Origin of the sequence: Pontibacter fetidus, assembly GCF_010119545.1 — a bacterium.
GTDB classification, from domain to species: domain Bacteria; phylum Bacteroidota; class Bacteroidia; order Cytophagales; family Hymenobacteraceae; genus Pontibacter; species Pontibacter fetidus.
The window spans coordinates 72,569-91,729 of record NZ_JAAEAA010000011.1; the positions used below are offsets into that span (position 1 = coordinate 72,569).

Here is a 19,161-nt window from a genome sequence, read left to right on the forward strand (position 1 = left end):
AACTATGAGCATGAAAATAATTCATAAAGCAGAAACAAGGGGCCACGCTAACCACGGCTGGCTCGACTCGCACCATACTTTCAGTTTTGCAAGCTACTATAACCCTGAGCGCATGGGCTTCGGGCTGTTGCGTGTACTAAACGATGATATAGTTGCGCCTGGTATGGGGTTTGGCGCACACCCCCACGATAACATGGAGATCGTTTCTATTCCGTTATCAGGCGAATTGGCGCACCAGGACAGTACCGGCAATAAAAAAGTGATCCAGACCAATGACGTGCAGATCATGTCGGCTGGTAGCGGTTTAACGCACTCGGAGTTCAATAACTCTAAAACAGACCAGGTAAACTTCCTGCAGATCTGGGTATTCCCGAAAGAGCAAAACATAAAACCGCGCTACGAGCAGAAAACCTTTAACCCCGCTGACCGCCAGAACAAGCTGCAAACAGTGGTATCGCCGGAGCAAGGAGCCGAGAGTATCTGGATAAACCAGGATGCATGGTTTACGCTGGGCAGTTTAAAAACAGGCTTTACAGAGGACTATAAACTGCACAAGTCCGGCAACGGCGTGTATGCTTTTGTGCTGGAAGGTGACTTAGAGATTGATGGCGAAAAGTTGAACAAACGCGACGGTATGGGCATATCAGATTTCGAAACTATAACTATAAAAGCTACTTCGGATGCAGAGCTCCTGCTGATGGAAGTACCTATGAACTAATAACTCCTTTGGCTACATGTAAATCCCCGGCTATAGTTTATGGCCGGGGATTTTTTATGCTTAAGCCCGCGCTAACTATAACCCTGTCTGTAAATGTGGCAAACTATAGTTTACATTAACCAACCTCTGTAGCAGCCGTTATTACATACCTACACTAATACAAAAGCTATGGAACAGGAACAAACCACCTTATTAAAAGATTATTCACAAGAAGAAAAAGGGGCTTATTTTGGGGCATTGGCCACAATGGCATCGTCTGATGGGAAGGCAAGCGAAGAAGAACTGCAGTTTTTAAAGTTGATGGGCGAAGCCGCTGAACTACCCGAAAACCTGCAGCAGGAAGTAGCTCAGATCGCCAAAAACCCATCACAGATCAGTTTGCAGCAGTGCCTGGATGTGCTGAAGAAAAGCCAGCTGAAATTCTCTTTTGTAACCGATATCATCAGTTTCGCCAAAGCCGACGGGCAGTATACTTCCGATGAGCAGCAGCGCATTCAGGATGTGGCCGACTACCTGGGTGTCGACCAGAAACAGTACAGTATATTAGAGCAGTTCGTGGAAAAAGCCGACGAGGCCAAACAGCAGGGCGAAGACCCAACCTCTCAATCATTTATGAGCAAAAGCGGCTTCGGCGATATGTTTAAAAATGTTGGCATTTCGCCAGGTATGGTAACTGGTATGCTGGGCATACTGGCACCAATTGTACTGTCTGGATTGATGCGACGGCGAGGTGGCACCATGGGCGGCATGGGTGGTGGCCTTTTAGGAGGTTTGCTTGGCGGCGCCATGGGCGGCGGTATGATGGGTGGCGGAATGCGAAGTGGTGGTGGCCTTGGTTCTATTATTTCTATACTTGGCGGCCTTAACGGACGACGCGGATATGGCGGTATGGGTTCTGGCGGGCTGGGATCTATACTTGGCGGTGTGTTAGGTGGTGGTAAGCGGAGAAACTCAGGCTGGTAGGTCAGACTTTTTGAGCGATAAAAAACAGGATAAAGGAGATAAGGTTATACTTTATCTCCTTTTTAATTGTCTGAACCAGGATTTTCGGGCGTTGTTTGGATTGGCAGGATCTTTAGACCTTAAATCGCGCGTAGCTCTTACGTGTAATTTACCTCACTGCAGCACTCTCCTTTAAAGCAAATCCTACTCCCACCTTCTGGGCACCAAAGTAAACTATAAAACAATAGGCAAGTACAGCTCCCAGGATTGGAAGCAACTATAGAAGTATAGCTTGGTTAAAGCAGATATGTACTTCAACTATAGGAATCATAAAATCTCTTGACTGCGGTTAGGATGACAAAATAGTATTAAGACACTAGCAGTAGCTGCGCATGCTGCAAGGTAATACTACCCAGATTCCTCATTGTTTTCGAAATGACATCCTACATAGCTAGCCATCCAGAAGCTATTCAGGGACATACTATTTACCTCCAAGGTAAAAGAACTTTTTTGTACTACTTTCAGCTGAAAATCAACCACCTCCCTGCAATTAAGCAACAACTATTCTTGCATAAATAAGTAAATAAGCTACTCACTTGTTGTGCATCCTGCCTATGGCAAGACCTGAATAGTACAATAAGACTCTAATTTTTTGGATCAAACTTATATGAAGAAAATAAAAGAAGAGAAAGTTGTGGTGAATGGCAACAAAGTATCTACTAAAACTGCTACCAACAACCAGGAAATTGCCAACGACTTTTATAAGCAAACCCTTACCCTGCTGAAAGATAGCCCAACGCCGTATTTGCTGGGTGGCGGCTATGCCATGTATGAGTACACCGGCATTGTGCGCGACATGAAAGACCTGGACATTTTCTGTAAGCCAAGCGAGTACCAGTACCACCTGAAATACCTGAACGACAAAGGCTACCAGACCGAAATTACGGATGCGCGCTGGCTGGCCAAAGTGTTTCAGAACGGTTATTACATCGATATCATTTTTGACACTGTGAACAACATCTGTACTGTGGACGACTCGTGGTACGAGCACGCTGTGAAAGGTAAAGTTTTCGGAATCCCGGTAAAGTTTCTGGCCCCTGAGGAGTTAATCTGGTGTAAGATATATGTGCAGAACCGCGAACGTTATGATGGTGCCGATGTAAATCACCTGTTCCTGAAGTATGGTCATAAACTGGACTGGAAGCGCCTTTTCAGGAGAATGGATCAGCACTGGCAACTGCTTTTCAGCCAGATCATCAACTTCCAGTTTGTGTACCCCGCCGACCGCGACATCATTCCGCGCTGGTTATTTGATGAACTGATGCAGCGCGCCCAGCACCAGTATGAATTACCCGCTTCGGTAGAGAAAGTGTGCCGCGGCCCGATCATCGACCAGACCCAATACAAAACCGATATAACGGAGTGGGAGTATAAAGTGGTTACCATAAAAACCATTTAGGCTGATGGATAAAAAAAAGAAAAAAACCCGTGTAGCGGCTATAGGTGACATACATGTGCGCGAAACGGATAAAGGTAAATGGGTAGAGTTTTTTAAAGGAGCGTCGGCAGATGCGGATGTGCTATTGCTTTGCGGCGACCTGACCGACCACGGCCGTGCCAGCGAAGCCGAAATACTGGCTGAAGAACTGCGTGCCTGCTCTATACCTGTAGTTGCCGTGCTAGGTAACCATGACTATGACCAGAATGAGCAGGAAGAGATAAGAAAATTGCTGGCCCAGACCGGTGTAAATATGCTGGATGGCGATATGATTGTGCTGGAAGGCGTGGGCTTTGCCGGTGTAAAAGGGTTTGGCGGTGGTTTTAATCGTGCTATGCTGGCCATGTTTGGCGAACCCATGATGAAGCAGTTTGTGCAGGAAGCCGTAGACGAATCGCTGAAGCTGGACGGAGCCCTCTCGCGCCTGGAAACAGAACACCCGGAGGTAGAGAAAATCGCAGTTTTACACTATGCTCCCATTGCAGCAACTATAGAAGGCGAACCGGAAGCAATTTATCCTTTCCTGGGATCGTCGAGGTTGGCTGAGCCGCTGGAACGACGACAGGTATTGGCTGCTTTCCATGGACATGCACACGTCGGTACCCTGGAAGGCGCCACAGCTAAAGGCGTAAAAGTTTTTAACGTAGCCAAACCGTTGCTGCAGAAACTCGAAAAGCCTATTCCGTACTTTGTGCTGGAAGTTTAAACTATAAACTGGAGCGGCCACTTGCAAAACAGGTGGCCGCTTTTGCTTTCATCCTACTTGTCCTTATTTTTAGCAGACTTTATCTTAACACCCATGAAATTCAGAAACCAACTCTACCTGCTTTTTATACTTGCGCTCTTCGCGTGCACCGGTCAGCAGAACCAAAGCACTACAAACATAAGTGAATCTGCGACATCAAAAGTATACTATCCGGGCAAAGGCGATAACTGGCAGGTAAAAAAGCCTGATGAGCTTGGGATGGATGCAGTCCTTTTGCAGCAGGCTATTGAGTGGGCAAAAACCCAGGAAACGACCCAGATTGAAAAAGACTTCTCAACCCAGAAAGATATCTTCGGTGAGCCGCTGGGGCCGTTACCAGCTACACGTGCCAACACCAACGGCATCATTATTAAAGACGGTTACATTGTAGCAGAGTGGGGCGATACCAAAGCGGCCGACCCAACCTATAGTGTAGCTAAGAGCTTCCTGTCAACTATACTTGGTTTAACTATAGACCACGGCATGATTAAAAGTATAAATGACCCGGTAGCAAAGTATGTGAAGGATGGCGGCTATAGTTCGGAGCCTAACAGCAAAGTAACCTGGGAGCACCACGCGCGCCAGACCAGTGAGTGGGAAGGAGAAATGTGGGGCAAAAAGTATGACTTTGTAGGCAAAGAAGCCTTTGGCCGTGGAGAGCGCAAACCACGCGAACTACAGGAGCCCGGCAGTTTTTATGAATACAACGATGTGCGCATTAACCGTTTTGCCCTGTCCTTGCTGCGCCTGTGGGAAAAGCCTTTGCCGGAAGTACTGGAAGATGAAATAATGGACCCGATTGATGCTTCTGAAACCTGGAAGTGGGTGCCTTACCGTAATTCTATAGTTGAGATAAACGGCAAACAAATGCCATCGGTAAGCGGCGGCACGCGCTGGGGTGGCGGCCTCTGGATAAGTGCCCGCGACGAAGCCCGCTTCGGTTATTTGTTCCTGCGCAACGGCCGCTGGAAGGACAAACAGCTACTCTCAGAAAAATGGGTAAAAGAAGCAACCACTTCCCGTGGCCCTGTTGGCCCGGATTACGGTTACCTGTGGTGGCTGAACACTGAAGGCAAAGCCTGGCCTGATGCCCCAACCACTAGCTACGCAGCCTTAGGCGCCGGCCAGAACACTGTTTGGATAGACCCTGAGCACGACATAGTTATAGTTTGGCGCTGGCACAACGGCAACCCGAATGAGTTGATCAAGCGAGTGCTGGCTGCAGTGAAATAATTGCTGGTTTTAGGAACATGGCGCGAGCGTCCACGCTCGTGACGTACTATAGCAGGGGCCTCTGGCCCCTTTTTATTTTATCCTACGGCTTATACTTCAGCTAACTTAACTAAACTATCCGGATTCGCGCTGCTAAAAGTATAATAAGCCGCATCTGTTACCAAACCTGCTACAACAGGATTCTGTTCAATATAATCTATCTTTTGCTGGAATATTTTAGCATCAGTTAAGTCTATCGGATGATTATGATGCTGCCAAAATTGGTAGTCTTTGTTGTGCCTTATACTTTGTTTAAAGAACCTGAATAAGTATAACAACCATTCTTTCCTGCTTTCAGTTGGGTTATTCTCAATCATATTTAAGATACGCTTAGCAGAATAGCTTTTAAAATCTCGAAGAACATCGCTCAATTTAAGTTTATCTACCGAACAAATCATATGCAAGTGACTGGGCATAATGCAGTAACTATAAATGTGAAATCCTTTGTGTGCACTGCAATAATTCAGATTGTCTACTAACTCATCAGCATATTCTCTTCTGGTAAATACATCAATCCAGCCCACTACGCTTAGGGTTACAAAGAATGTACCTCCAGGATATGTTTTATACTTTTCAGACATGCTGCTAAGTACGCAGAAGAGTATTATCGGGTACAAAAAGCAAAAGGGGCCAGAGGCCCCTACTATAGTTCGTCACGAGCGAAGACGCTCGCGCCATGATTGCTACCTATAAATCAAAACAGGCTGCTCCAACCGGAGCAGCCTGTTTGCTATAGTATAAAACTTACTTCTTAGTGGCGGCAGGTGCAATGCTCACCAGCTATACCTTCGAAGCGGGTGTCGGTGCCTTCGTGCCAGTCGAATGCGGTGGCGGTACGGCTGTTTTCCCACCAGAACTTGCCTGGCTGCTTGTTATAGTTACCGGTTTCAGCCATAGTTGCGGCATCGTACAGGCGACCATTTACCATGGTGTACTTCACATGCTCTGAGTTCTGGATGTTTTCCAATGGGTTTTTGTCCAGTACAATCAGGTCAGCCAGTTTGCCAGCTTCCAGGGAGCCGATATCTTTGCCCATACCCAGGTACTCAGCACCGTTTAAGGTGGCGGCGCGAAGTGCTTCGTGGTTGGTCATACCGCCTTGCTGCAGCATCCATAGTTCCCAGTGTGCGCCTAAACCTTGTAATTGTCCGTGGGCACCCAGGTTCACTTTTACACCGGCATCAGTTAATGTCTTCGCTGATTCTGAAGTCAGGATGTGGCCATTCTTATACTCGTCGTCTGGCACTAAGGTAACTCGACGTGAGCGACCATCTACTACAGAACGTGGCGTGAATTTCAACAAACGCTCTTTCTCCCAGGCATTGGTTTTCTGGTACCAGTAATATTCACCGGAGCTACCGGCATAGTTCACGATTAAGGTAGGTGTGTAACCTGTTTGCGAAGCTTTCCATACTTCCACTACATCTTTGTAAAGTGGGGCAACCGGTATGTTGTGCTCAATACCCGTGTGGCCATCCAGGATCATGCTCATGTTATGGAAGAACGTAGAACCTCCTTCTGGTACCACGGTCATGTCCAGTTCGCGGGCAGCCTGTATAATTTGCTGGCGTTGCTCACGGCGTGGCTGGTTATAGCTCTTTACCGAGAAACCACCAATCGCTTTCAGGCGGCGCAAGTGCGAACGGGCATCATCCAAGCTATTAACTACAGCTTTAAAGTTACCATCGGCACCGTAAAGGATTGTACCTGTAGAGTAGATACGCGGACCAACCATCGCACCAGCTTTTACGGCTTCCGATTGGCTGAATACCATTTCGGTAGTAGAAGATGGGTCGTGCGTGGTAGTTACACCGTAAGCCAGGTTCGTATAGTATGACCATTGCTTCTGCGGGCTCATACCGTTACGGAACGTGCCTAAGTGCGCGTGTACGTCCACTAAACCAGGCATAATCGTTTTGCCGGCTGCATCAATCACTTTGGCATCTTTAGGTATGGCAACACCTTTACCGACAGCCACAATGCGGTTGCCATCCACAACTATAGTTCCGCCCTCAATCACTTCGTCACCTTTCATGGTAATGATGCGCGCGTTCGTGAAAGCTACTTTACCTTCCGGTGTATCAGTTTTCAGCTCCAGGCCGATCTTCATACCTGTTGTGTCAATAGCAGGTAACTTTTCAGGAGCACCTTCTACAAACGAGAAGCGGTTTTTGATGTCGTTAGAGAAGTATTCATCGCCAAGTACCCAGTTCACTTTTTTGCTGTCGCCAGACCAGTGTATGCTTGTACCGGCATCTCTAGTAAAGCGGGCAACCGGAACTGCTTTGGTTTCAGCGCTCAGGTCTAAACCAGAACCGTTAGTTGAGAATGGAGCCACATAGCCGTTGAACAACTCTACAAATGCGATCCACTTGTTGTCCGGGCTTGGGTAGAACTGGTCGGTATACTTGGAAGTATAGTGTGTCTGCTCTTCTTTGCCTTGCAAGTTTACGCTCTTAAAGGCAGCTTTATCACCGGCATTTGCTGTAAAGAAAATACGGTCAGAAGCAGCGTTGAACAGTGGCGAAGAACCGTTTTTCTGTACGAAAGTAGGGTTTTTGCCTTCAGCAGTCATGTAATAAATACCGCGCTCGTTGCCATGCGCATAACCCATATGGTTGTTACCGCCTTCTTTGTTGTAAACTATAAATTTACCGTTCGGTGAGAACGACGCGTTGGTGTAGAAACCCTTCTCAGATGTAAGCTTAGTTGGTTTGGCATTCTTCTTACGGATGTCCAGCTTCATCAAGGCACTATAGTTATCGTCGTTCCAGGTAGAGTAAACGATATACTTTCCGTCTGGTGAGAACGATGGATAGAACTCAAAATCTGCGTCTTTTGTGATGCGCTCCGGCTTGCCGTTTGGCAACTCTTTTTTGTAGATATGACCAGCCGCGTTAAATACCAGGATCTTACCATCCGGAGATGTTACGGCGTGGCGGATAGCTTTAGCTGTAAACTCTTTTGGAGAAACACCGCCATTCTTGCTGAAATCGTGGCGAACAGCATCTGAAACATAATGCGTAGCGGTGGCTTCGAAAGGAATATTGGTTACTTTCTGGTTCGCAACATCTATTTTATTGATCTTACCATTTGCCCAGTAAACGATGCTCTTGTTATCCGGAGTCCAGGCAAACGAAGGATATACGCCGAAGATAGCCCAGGCCTCCTGCTGGTCTTTGCTCAGGTTATCGGTTAACGGCCATTGCTCGCCGGTTTTCAAATCCTGCACAAACAGCACAGACTTGGTACGCACACGACGCACAAACGCAATGTGCTTACCATCTCTGGAGATAGTCGGGCGAACAGAACCTCCGTTACCGGTAACTATATTCTCGATCTCTCCTGTGTTACGGTCAACTCTGCGGATAACATAAATCTGGCCGTTCGGGTCTTTGTTATACTCAAACGTAGAGCCACCGCTCATGTCTTCAGAGTAATACACATACTTGCCATCTGGTGATACGAATGGCTCACCTGCATCCTGCTGGTCGTTTTTACGCTTGGTGAGCTGTATACCTGCACCGCCTGTGCGGTGGTACATCCACATTTCGCCGGCACCCAACGAACGGGTGTTGGTAAAGTGCTTGCGCGCGATCAGGTACTGGCCATCCGGGGTCCAGACTGCGTTATTTAACAATCTGAAAGTTTCTTTAGTGATCTGCTCTGCACCAGAACCATCGCGCTTCATGATCCAAATGTTGTCGCCGCCGCCTGCATCCGATGTAAAGGAAATGAACTTGCCATCCGGGCTGAAACGTGGCTGCACTTCATAAGCTCGACCGCTACGCAGTAGTTTTGCCTTGCCACCCGAAATTGGCATACTATAGATGTCGCCAAGCATGTCAAACACGATCTCTTTGCCATCCGGACTTACGTCCAGGCTCATCCAGGTACCTTCGTCGGTGGTTACGGTTACTTCTTTTTCGGTGCCGTGGGCTGCGTCCACTTTCCATTTTTTGTCATCTTTTTTGTCCTGTGCCAGGGCAGTGCTGCAAGGTAAAGCAAGCGCGGCCGCCAGGAACATACTCAGATAAGTACGTTTATTCATGGTAGGGTGAAATTGATTGATTAGTTGTTTACCAAAGATAGCGAATTAGCTTAGAAAAGGGAATGGAAGTACAGGAATGGTTTTAGACAACTATAGTTATTACTTCAGAATGTAAGCCTGCCGAATTTGTAGTAGCCTTTGCCCGACCCGAGAACTATAAACTCTGTTTTACTTACCTGGTAAGCCGCCCGCGGAACAAGGTAAAAATCCTGATGGCGGCCGGTCTGGGAATGATGCAGCGGCCTCACTTTTTGCTTTCCGGACAGATCTATAGTTACCACCACCGGTGTTTTAAGCACAGCACGCGGGCTTGCCATACTAATCTGATCCTGCTCGTTATAGTTGTATTCAAAATCGAGGTAGAGGAGCTTAACCGAGTCCTGGATAGTAGTGGCCAGGTAAGAGCCCAGCCGAACCTGGTTTGCCTGCCCCCATTGGTGTTTGTTTGCGCTGGTGGTATAAATAGCCCGCCCGTTAGAGGCAAAAGCAATGGCCAGTATATCGTCTGTGTGGTGGCTGCCTGTTTTAGGATCCCCGACCAGGTTGTATACTTCGCCGAGCAGCACCACTCTGTTGCCGGCCATAGGCAGTAATTGTTTTAGTTGCAGGTGGCGCAGGCGCTGGCTATGGTCTGAGTCGGGTTTGTAAAATTTATAGTTGTGCAGAAAAAGGCTATCGAGGGGGGAGTAGTGGAGCTGGTATCGGCGGAACTGGCCCTTGGGAAAGCGATAGTAAAAAATACCGGTTGGCTCGGGTAACAAACTGGCCACAAAAGGCGCCGGTGAGGTAATGCCCGCCACCACCACATCGCCATTAATGGCTGCCATTTTTGCCTGTAAAGGGCGCTGGGCAGTGCTGCCAATTGGCTGGTCGCTGCTTCTGCCATTTCTTCCTTCAAACCGATACAGGTAAAAGGCGGCCTCCGGGGAGTTTGTTGCAGGTAGTTTGGTAAGGATAAAAGCTGTGCCGGTTTCTGAAAGATGCATGTCTTCAATTTCGCCTTTTACAGGTATGGTTTGGGTCCAGCGGGGCTTAAAAGAGCCTATGTACGAGGCTACGGAAGTTTGCTGAGGATCTTCCTGCTGTTGCAGCACCAGTAACAAACGCCCTTCTTTGGCTTGTGCATAAACTTTTGCATCCGGAACGGTACTTGCCAGCAGGTGTATGGCTGGTATATAGTTTCCGTTTACATCCAGTTGTTGCACATAAATGTCTTTTTTATACTTCACTTTTACCGACGAAATGAGGTATACCTGCTGGTTTAGCAGTACAAGTTCTTCAAATTCGGCCTGGCTGCCGTCTGGCCCCTGGGGTACAATGGCTACTGCCCAGGTCCGTTGTCGGTTTTGGTCGTACCGCTCCAGGGTAAGCTGTTTGTTCTCGGAATACAGGGTGTAAAAGGAATTGTGAGAACCTGTGCCTATTATCTGTAGCTGATTCAGGTTACGGGCATTTTGGGGTATTTCGGGGCCCCAGGCTATAGTTGGTTCCTGTGCCCGGGCGGGCAGCGTGCAGAGGAGTAGCACCAGTACGCGTAAAAGTTTTACCATCTTGCCAACAAAAAATCCTTCTCCCGCTTTATTTGTACGATAGCCAACTATAAAAAGACAGCGCCTGGGGTTAAAAGGTATGAAACAGGGCTATCTGAAGCAGGTTTTAAGATAAACTGGAAGGTTACGGGCAAAAAAAGAGACGCAATATCCTGCGTCTCTCCAAATGATAAAATGCATCAATCTTATCTCAAACTATAGTTGGGGCAAAAACATGTATCCGTGAAACTGCTTCTAAACTGGTCTTTACTGTACCTGCGCCTTATCTACTCTGGTTGGTGTGGCTTTACCGAAAACCACATCATAAGTGCCTAGCGCTATCCCTTTGATCATGCTGGTAAGATGGGGCATGTTTAGCATTTCAAATTCGTCGTTTACAGTATGGTACGTTTCGTCTTTGTCTATTTCTACGGATGAAATGGTATGCGCCGGAACGCCCAGGCGGGCTAAGGTAGCATTATCGGAACGGTAAAAAAGGTTTTGCTTCGGATATGGGTCTGGGTGGATACTATAGCCAGTGCCCTGCAGGCGTTTCTGCATCAGTTCGCCAAGGTTAGATTTCTCGAAACCCGTAAGATAAGCGCTGTTCGGTCCGAATTTAGAAGGCTTGCCTACCATTTCGATGTTGAACATAGCTACGATCTGGTCCGGGTTAAGCTGCTCCGAAAAATACCTGGAACCGTAACCGCCTATTTCTTCAGCAGCAAAGGCTACAAAAATGATCGATCGTTCTGGTTTGCGTTGTTTCTGGTAAAAATCTGCCAGCAGCATCATAGCCGTTGTACCCGAGGCATCATCATCAGCACCATTAGCTATAGTGTCTCCATCTATCGGTTTATGGGTACCAATGTGGTCGTAATGTCCTGAGAAAACGACAAATTCGTCTTTGCGTTTGCCTTCGATCATGCCTGCCAGGTTGGTAAGTTGCAGGGCTTCTATCTTGTTCTCGATGGTGATGTCATAGTCTGTTGGACCGGCCTGGTCGGTAAGTATAAATACTTTACTGGCGCCTTTGCCGGTTTCCTGCACTATACCGCCACGGCTCATGTAACGCTGGTAATTGGCAAAAGTGGCTGCGTGTTTCGGGTGTACCAGCACAATGGCATCTTCCTCCATGCGGTACACATGCATCATCGCGTCGCGGGCATTCTCGCTTTCGGTTATAGGTATAATTCTGCGCTCGTTGGTGTTGGCTTTCCAGTCTAAGGTTTTATAGTTGGTGCTGGCAAACACGTTTTCAGGAGCTATCTTTTCGCCGTTCAGGGCTACCTGTAATTGGTTTGGCGTAACGCGGTATACTGTAAAGGTCTGCTTATAGCTGTTGGTGCCAGGCAGGTATTTCAGTTTTGATTTTTTGAACTCGCCGGCGATAAAATCAGCTGCTTTGTCGGCGCCGGGCGTAAAAGAGGCGCGGCCCATCATGTCGTCGGAGCTCAGGGTTTTTACAATGCGGGTTGCTTTTTCCTGGGTTATGGGTTTCAGGTTCTGGGCTATAGTGCTACCCGCAGCACACAAAAGTATGGCAGGCAACAATATCAGATTTTTTTTCATAGAAGCGGTTGGTTATTGTTTGGTTAATAAAGGTTGTTAATTTGCTTACGTTTTGGCCTCACCGGCATTACAGAAATCTAATATACAGCTATTATGGATACAAGCACTAAGGTAAACTGGCTAAAATTGCTGCAGTACACCGTATTGCTGGGCATTGTGCTGTATGTAGGGCGCTCATTGTTTGTGCCGCTGAGTTTTGCGCTGCTCATCAGTTTTGTGCTGTACCCGATCTGCCGCTGGCTGGAGCTTAAAAAAATGCCGCGCTGGGCTGCCATAACGGTTTGCCTGCTGGTGTTGCTGTTACTTTTGGGCGGGCTGGGCTGGCTGCTGGTTAACCAACTGATGCGCCTGGTAGAAGAATGGCCTAACCTGCAACAAAAACTGGCTACTGCTCTACAGGATTTAAGCCTGCACCTGGAGCAAAATCTGGGCATAAAAGTGGCGCGGCAAACCAACTGGCTCGAAAGTATGGGAAATAACATAGCGGCCAATTTGCTGGGCATGGTGCAGAATGTACTGTATACTTCGGTGGTATCGGTGGTGCTGTTGGTGCTTATCCCGTTATATGTAGCGCTTATATTGTACAACCGCGAGCAGCTGGCCCGGGCACTTTATTCGCTATTCTCAAGGTCAGAGCATCATAAGATCAAAACTATCCTGCACGAAACCATTACTACCTACTATAATTTTATAAAAGGCATGGCTATCGTTTATGCTATAGTTGGCACCCTAAACACGATCGGGTTGCTTTTGCTGGGGGTGCCGCATGCGCTGTTTTTCGGGGTGGTGGCTTCAATCCTCACATTTATACCTTATGTGGGCATTACCATAGGGGCTATTCTGCCAATGGCTGTCGCCTGGATAACCTACGACTCGCTGTGGTACCCGGCCGGGGTGGTAATCGTGTTTGCCGTTGTGCAGTATTTAGAGGCTAACCTTATTTTTCCGTGGGCAGTGAGTTACCGGTTGCAGGTTAATATGCTGTTTACATTGCTGGCTATAGTTGCGGGCGGTATACTTTGGGGAGCTTCCGGCATGATTCTGTTCATCCCGTTCCTGGCTATACTTAAGCTTATTGCCGACAAACACGAAAACATGCGGCCCGTTTCACTGCTTTTAAGCGCCAGCAGTTCTGATGTTAAAATTTAAAGCTGTTGCGCTTGCCATTCTTTTTTAAGCAAACTATACACTTCCAGGTCGTGGTAACTGCCGTTCAGTAGTTCGCCTTCGCGTTCAGTGCCCTCCAGCGTAAAGCCCAGTTTTATAGGTATGTTGCGGCTTTTATAGTTTTCTGGGGCCACTTTTAGCTGCACGCGGTTCATGTTCATTCCATCAAAAGCATACTGCAGCAACCGCTTACAGCACCGTTGCATAATACCTTTACCTTGCTGGTGTTGGCTTAGCCAGTAACCTATTTCCACTTTCCGGTTAAAATATTCTACCCCTTTAAACCCTATTAACCCGGCAACAGCTTCGTCTACTATTATAACATAAGCCTTATCGGAAGTGCTGTTAGTAATTGTTTGCAGGTATAAAGCAGTATCAGAGGCCTGGCGGGTTAGGTCAACAAAAGGCAGCCACTCGCGCAGGTAAGGGCGCTGGCTGTTTATAATGTTGAACAAGGCCTGTGCGTCGGCTACGGTAGCAGGACGCAGATACAGATCAGGGGCTATCCTTAACACCTGGGTAGGGCTGGTAGCAAACATAGTTGGTCTGGTTTTTATAGGTTTTTGTCGTTAGTCGGCCTCTTCCAGGGTAAAAATATCTTCCACTTTCTGCCCGAACACGCGGGCAATTTTAAGGGCCAGCACTGTAGAGGGTACGTATTTGCTTAGCTCCATGGCGTTTATAGTTTGCCGGCTTACCCCAATTTTTTTAGCCAGTTCTTCCTGCGTTAGGTCATGAATGGCGCGCTGCACTTTTAACGTATTTTTCATGATGCGTAGGCGGCACTTTTACTGCGGTAAAGTATAAAATTAAACCGGATCAGGAAGATGAGCAATAACGTTAGGATGTTTAAGAGCAACACCTGGTAAAACGCCAACCCGTAAATAAACAAGACAGAAAATAACAGGAAGCCATAGTTAATGTACGTGGCCCAAAGCAACGACTCCAGCCTGATCTGGGCAATGTATTCGTCCTCGTCTTTCTCTCTGGAAAAAGCTGCCAGCAAACCACCAACTATAGCAACAATGGCCACCAGTTCGTCTGCTATGTTATTACGGGTAAGGGTAAATGCTTTGTCAGGTTCAAAAATCCCGTCGTCGTATAGGGCAAAAACTGTCGCATCCAGGGTAAACAAATCCTGGTCAGAGACTATCATCACAATACCAAGCAATAAGGCTGGCACTAGCAGTAACCATCCGATAAGCTTATACCGGTTCGGGAAAAGATAACGTGTTTTCATGAGTTTATAGTTTTTAGTAAAGTATACTTTACAAAAGTAAGGTTTGTTTTACAAAAGTCAAGATATTTTTACTTTTTGATTGGATGTCTTTACAATATTATGGCAGAACTACCAAACAGCAGGGTGGAAACTATAATACGGCAGGTGAATTTTGGTTGCCCCTGAACCGAAACTATAAACCTTACCTGCGTATAGTTGTTGAAAGAAAAAATCTGTAGTTGGAAACATTGGATATACTGATCATCGGGGGCGGACCCATTGGCCTGGCCTGCGGACTGGAAGCCAAAAAAGCGGGATTTAGTTACCTTATAGTTGAGAAAGGCTGTGTGGTAAACTCACTCTTTAATTACCCGCTCAACATGACCTTTTTTTCTACCGCCGACCGGCTGGAGATTGGCGGTTATCCGTTTCCGAGCATCCACCCTAAACCAAACCGTGCCGAAGCGCTGGAATATTACCGCAAAGTAGCTGACACCGGACACCTGAACCTGCATTTGTTTGAGGAAGTGCTGGCCGTTTCGCCTCAACTTGATGAACTATACCTGGTAAGCACAAGCAAAGCCAACTACAAAGCCAAGCACATTATAGTTGCCACCGGCTTTTACGACATCCCCAATCTGCTGAATATTAAAGGAGAGGAGCTACCCAAAGTACGCCATTATTACTACGACCCGCATTACTATTTTAAACAGAAAGTGCTGGTAATCGGGGCTAACAATTCTGCTGCCGATGTGGCCTTGGAAACCTACCGCAAAGGTGCCGAAGTAACTATAGTGGTGCGCGACCCGGAACTTGGCAGCATAAAATACTGGACCAAACCCGACCTGGAAAACCGCATTGCCGAAGGTGCCGTGAAAGCGTATTTCAGTTCGCGGTTGTTAGAGATCCGGGAAGAGGAAGTGGATATCGAAACGCCGGACGGCGTGGTAACTATAGCCAACGATTTTGTAATGGCCATGACCGGCTACCAGCCAAACTTTACATTCCTGAAAAAACTGGGGATAGAACTAAGTCATGATGCCCTGAAACACCCAACCCACAACCCCGAAACCATGGAAACCAACATGCCCCGCATGTACCTGGCCGGCGTCGTGTGTGGCGGCATGGATACCCGCGTCTGGTTTATCGAAAACTCAAGAATACATGCCGAAAAGATAGTAAACCACATTACCGGTAAACTATAGTTAGTTAGCTCCTTCAAACACCAATACCAGCAACTTAAGCTATAGCTGTCATCTCGACGAAAGGAGAGATCTATTTAGGACACCTCGAAATGCATCTTTAATAGATTTCTCACAGAGTTCGAAATGACAATATTCTTGGTTTTGAAAACTTACAACCTGTTAATTCCTAAAAATCATCTTTTGATTTAGAAGGCCTCGGTCGGCTGGAGTTCTGGCGACTATCGTAATGGCGGCCACCTTTGCTTTTTGCTTTTGCTGGAGTTTTGGAAATGCTACCGGCTGTCAGGCTTTTTAACTTACTTATTTCATCAGCGGTTAGTTCGCGGTACTCGCCGGGTTGCAGGTCGCCTATAGTTAACGGACCTATACTGGGGCGGATAAGGCGCAAAGTTGGGTAGCCCACAGCAGCTGTCATGCGGCGCACCTGCCGGTTCATGCCCTGCGATATTTTTACTTCCACCCACGTAGCAGGTATCTCTTTCCGGAACCGGATAGGAGTGGAGCGCTCCCAGACATTCGGTTCAGGTTCTAAGATCCGGGCTTTGGCCGGAGCGGTTCTAATCCCTTTTATAATTATGCCTTGTCGCAATTCTTCTAACGCTTCTTCGGTTGGCAATCCATCTACCTGCACCCAGTAGGTTTTCTCTATCTTAAATTTGGGGTCAGATAAGCGGTGTTGTAAGGTCTTGTCATCAGTAAGCAACACCATTCCTTCGCTGTCATAATCCAGGCGACCCACCGGGTAAATGTTCGGGATTTTTACGTAATCTTTCAGTGTGGCCCGGCCGGTTTCGTCGGTAAACTGGGTAAGTACCTCGTAAGGTTTGTTTAGGATAATGTATTTCAATGGGTAACTATACGTTATGGATTGCCTGATCTTTTACAACCCAGGAGCTTTTCAGCTGCTCATACTCCGGCTGCAACAATGATAAAAACAGCGAGTCTTCGTTAATGCCATCTACTACATAATGCCCGCGGGCGTTGCCCTCTTCGGTAAAGCCAAAGCGTTTCAGCAACTTTGCCGATGGCACGTTATAGGCTGCAATATAGGCCTCAATACGATGCAGGTTCATTTGCTCAAAACCATAAGCAAGTATAGCGCCCAGGGCTTCAGTCATGTAGCCTTTGTTCTTGTCTTCGTCAGCGTAAAGCTCGTAGCCAATTTCGGCGCGGCGATGCGTTGGCACCCAGGTATGGTAGCCACATTTCCCTAAAACCCTGCCGCTTTGCTTATCCAGTATATGAAAACTCAGGAAAGTTGAAAAGTACGTGGTCATGCCCTGGTTATACTTCTCGCACTCTATTTCCACATCTTTACTGGTACTCAGGCCCAGGTATTCGGCAATGCGGGAACTGTTGCAGGTAGTAAACAGGTGTTTGTAAACTTCTGGGCTCAGCTCGCGCAGGTATAGCCGTTCTGTTTCCAGAAATATCTGAGAAGGAATTAATGCCTGTTTTTTCATAGTGTATCCGGGTAGGGTAGGAGTTATACAAATATACTGTTATTTGTTGCTACATGGCTATAGTTTGTAAAAGTGTGCTTGTTATGTTAAGTAATAATTAAATGTGAACTATAGAAGTATGTTCTGAAAACAAAACAGGGCTACCAAAACTGGCAGCCCTGCTATAGTTAGTTCGAAACACCGAGTCGATGCAGGTTTCGCGATTCGCCCTCACGCATATTCCGGAGACGTGTATTTTTCAGCAGCTGGTTGGTCGTACTCGATTTCTGTTCACACATGTTACCGGGCGCGCGGCTTTCGCATTCACAACCTGTTATCTGGCTACCCGAAAAGGTAAAATAACAGAAACTACAGCCGGCCGTTGCACCGCAAATAAACTTATCACTCTGGCTGCTTAGGTATAAGCTGTTATCCGAAGTCACATCCAGTTGCAGGGCCATGGCGCGGTAAGATCCGTTGCGTATGCCCATGCCTACCAGGTAGTAACCTGCTTTGTCCTGCTTCGTTTCCTGCACCTTTCGTATCATCACTTTGTCCACCACAGTACCGTCGCCAAACTCCTTAATAAAAGGCTGCATCAGGTCTTGCGTGGGTACAATGTAATCTATACTGTCAAAAACCACCTGCGCCAGTAATTGCCCGTCGTATGCTGCAGAGTCTGCTGCTACTTCATCCGGATCTTCACTTTCTTCCGGGAAGGCCTCGCGGCGGGTACAGGCTCCTGTTGTAAGGAGCACGATAGCAAATAAGACTACCAGCAGGGCGCTGCTCGGCATAACCAGCCAACGGCGCATAAGGGTGATTTTAGACATAGAGGGTTAGGTTGTGGATACGTTTATAAGCGTTATTTTCTGTAATATTTCTTTGCTTCAGGTATAAAGCTTTTCAGGTTGTTCAGACGCGTACCGGCACTTGGGTGAGTTGATAAAAACTCTGGAGGTGCCTGTCCGCCTGCTTTGGCTTCCATTCGTTCCCAGAACGGTATAGCAGCTTCCGGGTTATAACCAGCCATAGCCATAAATATCAAGCCTAATCTGTCAGCTTCTGTTTCTTGGGTTCGGCCATACTTTAGCATACCCAGCTGCGAGCCCACCCCATAAACAGCCATCACTAAATTCTGAGCTGTACCCGGTTGTGCACCTGCCAGCGCCGATAGGGTTTGGCCGCCAAACTGCTGTGCCAATGCCTGGCTCATGCGTTCGTTACCGTGTTTGGCAATAGCGTGCGCAATCTCATGCCCCATTACGACAGCAAGCCCTGTTTCGTTTTGTGCAACTGGTAAAATTCCGGTATAAACTACGGTTTTTCCGCCAGCCATAGCCCAGGCGTTCACTTGTTTGTCTTCTATCAGGTTAAATTCCCACTGAAAACCCTCCAGCTCAGCAGATAAGTTATTCTGAGCCATATACTGCTCCACGGCTCTTTGTATTTTCTGGCCGGCACGTTTTACCATGGCTGTAGACTGTGCATCTCTGGATAGTTTGTGCTCTTTTAAGAACTGATCATACGCATCGTAGCTCAGCGACTGCATTTGCGCATCAGATACGAGGTTTAATTGACGGCGGCCCGTGATCGGCACCGTAGTACAGGCAGCCATCATATATACAGCTGCTGTAAAGGCTATAATTTTCTTGTACATAATCTTTAAATTTTAATGGCTATCAAACGCAAGTTCAAATTTTGAACCAAAAATAGGAATAGCCCGTGTAACCAACGTTAATTAAATTCAGAAATTGCTATATAGTTGCGGGGTAAGCTGTTATGTTCTCATTATCAGGTA

Annotated in this window: 19 protein-coding genes; 8 read left to right on the forward strand and 11 right to left on the reverse strand. The window is 47.2% G+C overall.

Translation table 11 applies throughout. The features are described 5' to 3' along the window. Nucleotides 1–4 precede the first annotated feature (4 nt). The 5 genes from GWO68_RS10035 to GWO68_RS10055 all read left to right on the forward strand — a co-directional run bounded on the left by GWO68_RS10035 (nt 5) and on the right by GWO68_RS10055 (nt 5,136). Nucleotides 5–718 carry a pirin family protein gene (locus GWO68_RS10035; RefSeq protein WP_162346306.1) on the forward strand — a complete coding sequence of 238 codons (714 nt, stop codon included), beginning with the start codon at nt 5–7 and terminating at the stop codon, nt 716–718. A 168-nt stretch (nt 719–886) separates the two neighbouring features. Beyond that, nucleotides 887–1,681 carry a tellurite resistance TerB family protein gene (locus GWO68_RS10040; protein ID WP_162346307.1) on the forward strand — a complete coding sequence of 265 codons (795 nt, stop codon included), beginning with the start codon at nt 887–889 and terminating at the stop codon, nt 1,679–1,681. 646 nt (nt 1,682–2,327) lie between these two features. Next, a complete protein-coding gene (locus tag GWO68_RS10045) occupies nt 2,328–3,119 on the forward strand; it encodes a nucleotidyltransferase (protein WP_162346308.1) in 792 nt (263 codons plus the stop codon). 4 nt (nt 3,120–3,123) lie between these two features. Then, on the forward strand, nt 3,124–3,864 hold the full coding sequence (locus tag GWO68_RS10050; RefSeq protein ID WP_162346309.1) for a metallophosphoesterase family protein: 741 nt from the start codon (nt 3,124–3,126) through the stop codon (nt 3,862–3,864). A 93-nt stretch (nt 3,865–3,957) separates the two neighbouring features. Next, a complete protein-coding gene (locus GWO68_RS10055) occupies nt 3,958–5,136 on the forward strand; it encodes a serine hydrolase domain-containing protein (protein WP_162346310.1) in 1,179 nt (392 codons plus the stop codon). An 89-nt stretch (nt 5,137–5,225) separates the two neighbouring features. Here the strand turns inward: GWO68_RS10055 and GWO68_RS10060 are convergent, their stop codons facing one another. The 4 genes from GWO68_RS10060 to GWO68_RS10075 all read right to left on the reverse strand — a co-directional run bounded on the left by GWO68_RS10060 (nt 5,226) and on the right by GWO68_RS10075 (nt 12,327). Further along, nucleotides 5,226–5,756 (reverse strand): REP-associated tyrosine transposase, encoded by a 531-nt coding sequence (locus GWO68_RS10060; RefSeq protein WP_162346311.1) that lies wholly within the window; start codon nt 5,754–5,756, stop codon nt 5,226–5,228. 170 nt (nt 5,757–5,926) lie between these two features. Next, nucleotides 5,927–9,226, reverse strand: coding sequence for an amidohydrolase family protein (locus GWO68_RS10065; protein ID WP_235942013.1), 3,300 nt, complete (start codon nt 9,224–9,226; stop codon nt 5,927–5,929). A 104-nt stretch (nt 9,227–9,330) separates the two neighbouring features. Further along, nucleotides 9,331–10,776, reverse strand: a complete 1,446-nt coding sequence (locus GWO68_RS10070) for a hypothetical protein (RefSeq protein WP_162346312.1) — start codon at nt 10,774–10,776, stop codon at nt 9,331–9,333. 246 nt (nt 10,777–11,022) lie between these two features. Beyond that, on the reverse strand, nt 11,023–12,327 hold the full coding sequence (locus tag GWO68_RS10075) for a M20/M25/M40 family metallo-hydrolase (protein WP_162346313.1): 1,305 nt from the start codon (nt 12,325–12,327) through the stop codon (nt 11,023–11,025). A 93-nt stretch (nt 12,328–12,420) separates the two neighbouring features. Between GWO68_RS10075 and GWO68_RS10080 the strand changes: the two genes are divergently transcribed. Further along, nucleotides 12,421–13,476, forward strand: a complete 1,056-nt coding sequence (locus tag GWO68_RS10080; protein WP_162346314.1) for an AI-2E family transporter — start codon at nt 12,421–12,423, stop codon at nt 13,474–13,476. Here GWO68_RS10080 and GWO68_RS10085 read toward each other — a convergent pair. Genes GWO68_RS10085 through GWO68_RS10095 form a run of 3 tightly spaced genes read right to left on the reverse strand, consistent with a single transcriptional unit; the run spans nt 13,473 to nt 14,734 of the window. After that, nucleotides 13,473–14,033, reverse strand: a complete 561-nt coding sequence (locus GWO68_RS10085; RefSeq protein ID WP_162346315.1) for a GNAT family N-acetyltransferase — start codon at nt 14,031–14,033, stop codon at nt 13,473–13,475. The two genes, GWO68_RS10080 and GWO68_RS10085, sit on opposite strands and share 4 nt — an antisense overlap. Before the next feature lie 30 nt (nt 14,034–14,063). After that, nucleotides 14,064–14,264 (reverse strand): helix-turn-helix transcriptional regulator, encoded by a 201-nt coding sequence (locus GWO68_RS10090; protein WP_162346316.1) that lies wholly within the window; start codon nt 14,262–14,264, stop codon nt 14,064–14,066. Then, nucleotides 14,261–14,734, reverse strand: a complete 474-nt coding sequence (locus GWO68_RS10095) for a hypothetical protein (RefSeq protein WP_235942014.1) — start codon at nt 14,732–14,734, stop codon at nt 14,261–14,263. The genes GWO68_RS10090 and GWO68_RS10095 overlap by 4 nt, the downstream gene beginning before the upstream one ends. A gap of 83 nt (nt 14,735–14,817) precedes the next feature. Here GWO68_RS10095 and GWO68_RS17935 point away from each other — a divergent pair, with 83 nt between their 5' ends. Beyond that, nucleotides 14,818–14,952: a hypothetical protein gene (locus tag GWO68_RS17935; RefSeq protein ID WP_262887484.1), complete on the forward strand. Its 135-nt coding sequence runs from the start codon at nt 14,818–14,820 to the stop codon at nt 14,950–14,952. Continuing rightward, a complete protein-coding gene (locus tag GWO68_RS10100) occupies nt 14,953–15,918 on the forward strand; it encodes a YpdA family putative bacillithiol disulfide reductase (protein WP_162346317.1) in 966 nt (321 codons plus the stop codon). A 166-nt stretch (nt 15,919–16,084) separates the two neighbouring features. Here the strand turns inward: GWO68_RS10100 and GWO68_RS10105 are convergent, their stop codons facing one another. The 4 genes from GWO68_RS10105 to GWO68_RS10120 form a co-directional block, all read right to left on the reverse strand. Beyond that, complete coding sequence (locus tag GWO68_RS10105) at nt 16,085–16,765, reverse strand: pseudouridine synthase (protein ID WP_162346318.1); 681 nt, start codon at nt 16,763–16,765, stop codon at nt 16,085–16,087. Between the two features lie 7 nt (nt 16,766–16,772). After that, nucleotides 16,773–17,381, reverse strand: a complete 609-nt coding sequence (locus GWO68_RS10110) for a GNAT family N-acetyltransferase (RefSeq protein WP_162346319.1) — start codon at nt 17,379–17,381, stop codon at nt 16,773–16,775. Between the two features lie 167 nt (nt 17,382–17,548). Then, a complete protein-coding gene (locus GWO68_RS10115) occupies nt 17,549–18,193 on the reverse strand; it encodes a hypothetical protein (protein ID WP_162346320.1) in 645 nt (214 codons plus the stop codon). A gap of 32 nt (nt 18,194–18,225) precedes the next feature. Further along, nucleotides 18,226–19,020, reverse strand: a complete 795-nt coding sequence (locus tag GWO68_RS10120) for a M48 family metallopeptidase (protein ID WP_162346321.1) — start codon at nt 19,018–19,020, stop codon at nt 18,226–18,228. Between the last annotated feature and the right edge of the window lie 141 nt (nt 19,021–19,161).

Bases quoted from the DNA above. Each gene is read 5' to 3' on its own strand.
- GWO68_RS10035 (WP_162346306.1), top strand. From the start codon at position 5: ATGAGCATGAAAATAATTCATAAAGCAGAAACAAGGGGCCACGCTAAC.
- GWO68_RS10040 (WP_162346307.1), top strand. From the start codon at position 887: ATGGAACAGGAACAAACCACCTTATTAAAAGATTATTCACAAGAAGAA.
- GWO68_RS10045 (WP_162346308.1), top strand. From the start codon at position 2,328: ATGAAGAAAATAAAAGAAGAGAAAGTTGTGGTGAATGGCAACAAAGTA.
- GWO68_RS10050 (WP_162346309.1), top strand. From the start codon at position 3,124: ATGGATAAAAAAAAGAAAAAAACCCGTGTAGCGGCTATAGGTGACATA.
- GWO68_RS10055 (WP_162346310.1), top strand. From the start codon at position 3,958: ATGAAATTCAGAAACCAACTCTACCTGCTTTTTATACTTGCGCTCTTC.
- GWO68_RS10060 (WP_162346311.1), bottom strand. From the start codon at position 5,756: ATGTCTGAAAAGTATAAAACATATCCTGGAGGTACATTCTTTGTAACC.
- GWO68_RS10065 (WP_235942013.1), bottom strand. From the start codon at position 9,226: ATGAATAAACGTACTTATCTGAGTATGTTCCTGGCGGCCGCGCTTGCT.
- GWO68_RS10070 (WP_162346312.1), bottom strand. From the start codon at position 10,776: ATGGTAAAACTTTTACGCGTACTGGTGCTACTCCTCTGCACGCTGCCC.
- GWO68_RS10075 (WP_162346313.1), bottom strand. From the start codon at position 12,327: ATGAAAAAAAATCTGATATTGTTGCCTGCCATACTTTTGTGTGCTGCG.
- GWO68_RS10080 (WP_162346314.1), top strand. From the start codon at position 12,421: ATGGATACAAGCACTAAGGTAAACTGGCTAAAATTGCTGCAGTACACC.
- GWO68_RS10085 (WP_162346315.1), bottom strand. From the start codon at position 14,033: ATGTTTGCTACCAGCCCTACCCAGGTGTTAAGGATAGCCCCTGATCTG.
- GWO68_RS10090 (WP_162346316.1), bottom strand. From the start codon at position 14,264: ATGAAAAATACGTTAAAAGTGCAGCGCGCCATTCATGACCTAACGCAG.
- GWO68_RS10095 (WP_235942014.1), bottom strand. From the start codon at position 14,734: ATGAAAACACGTTATCTTTTCCCGAACCGGTATAAGCTTATCGGATGG.
- GWO68_RS17935 (WP_262887484.1), top strand. From the start codon at position 14,818: ATGTCTTTACAATATTATGGCAGAACTACCAAACAGCAGGGTGGAAAC.
- GWO68_RS10110 (WP_162346319.1), bottom strand. From the start codon at position 17,381: ATGAAAAAACAGGCATTAATTCCTTCTCAGATATTTCTGGAAACAGAA.
- GWO68_RS10115 (WP_162346320.1), bottom strand. From the start codon at position 18,193: ATGTCTAAAATCACCCTTATGCGCCGTTGGCTGGTTATGCCGAGCAGC.
- GWO68_RS10120 (WP_162346321.1), bottom strand. From the start codon at position 19,020: ATGTACAAGAAAATTATAGCCTTTACAGCAGCTGTATATATGATGGCT.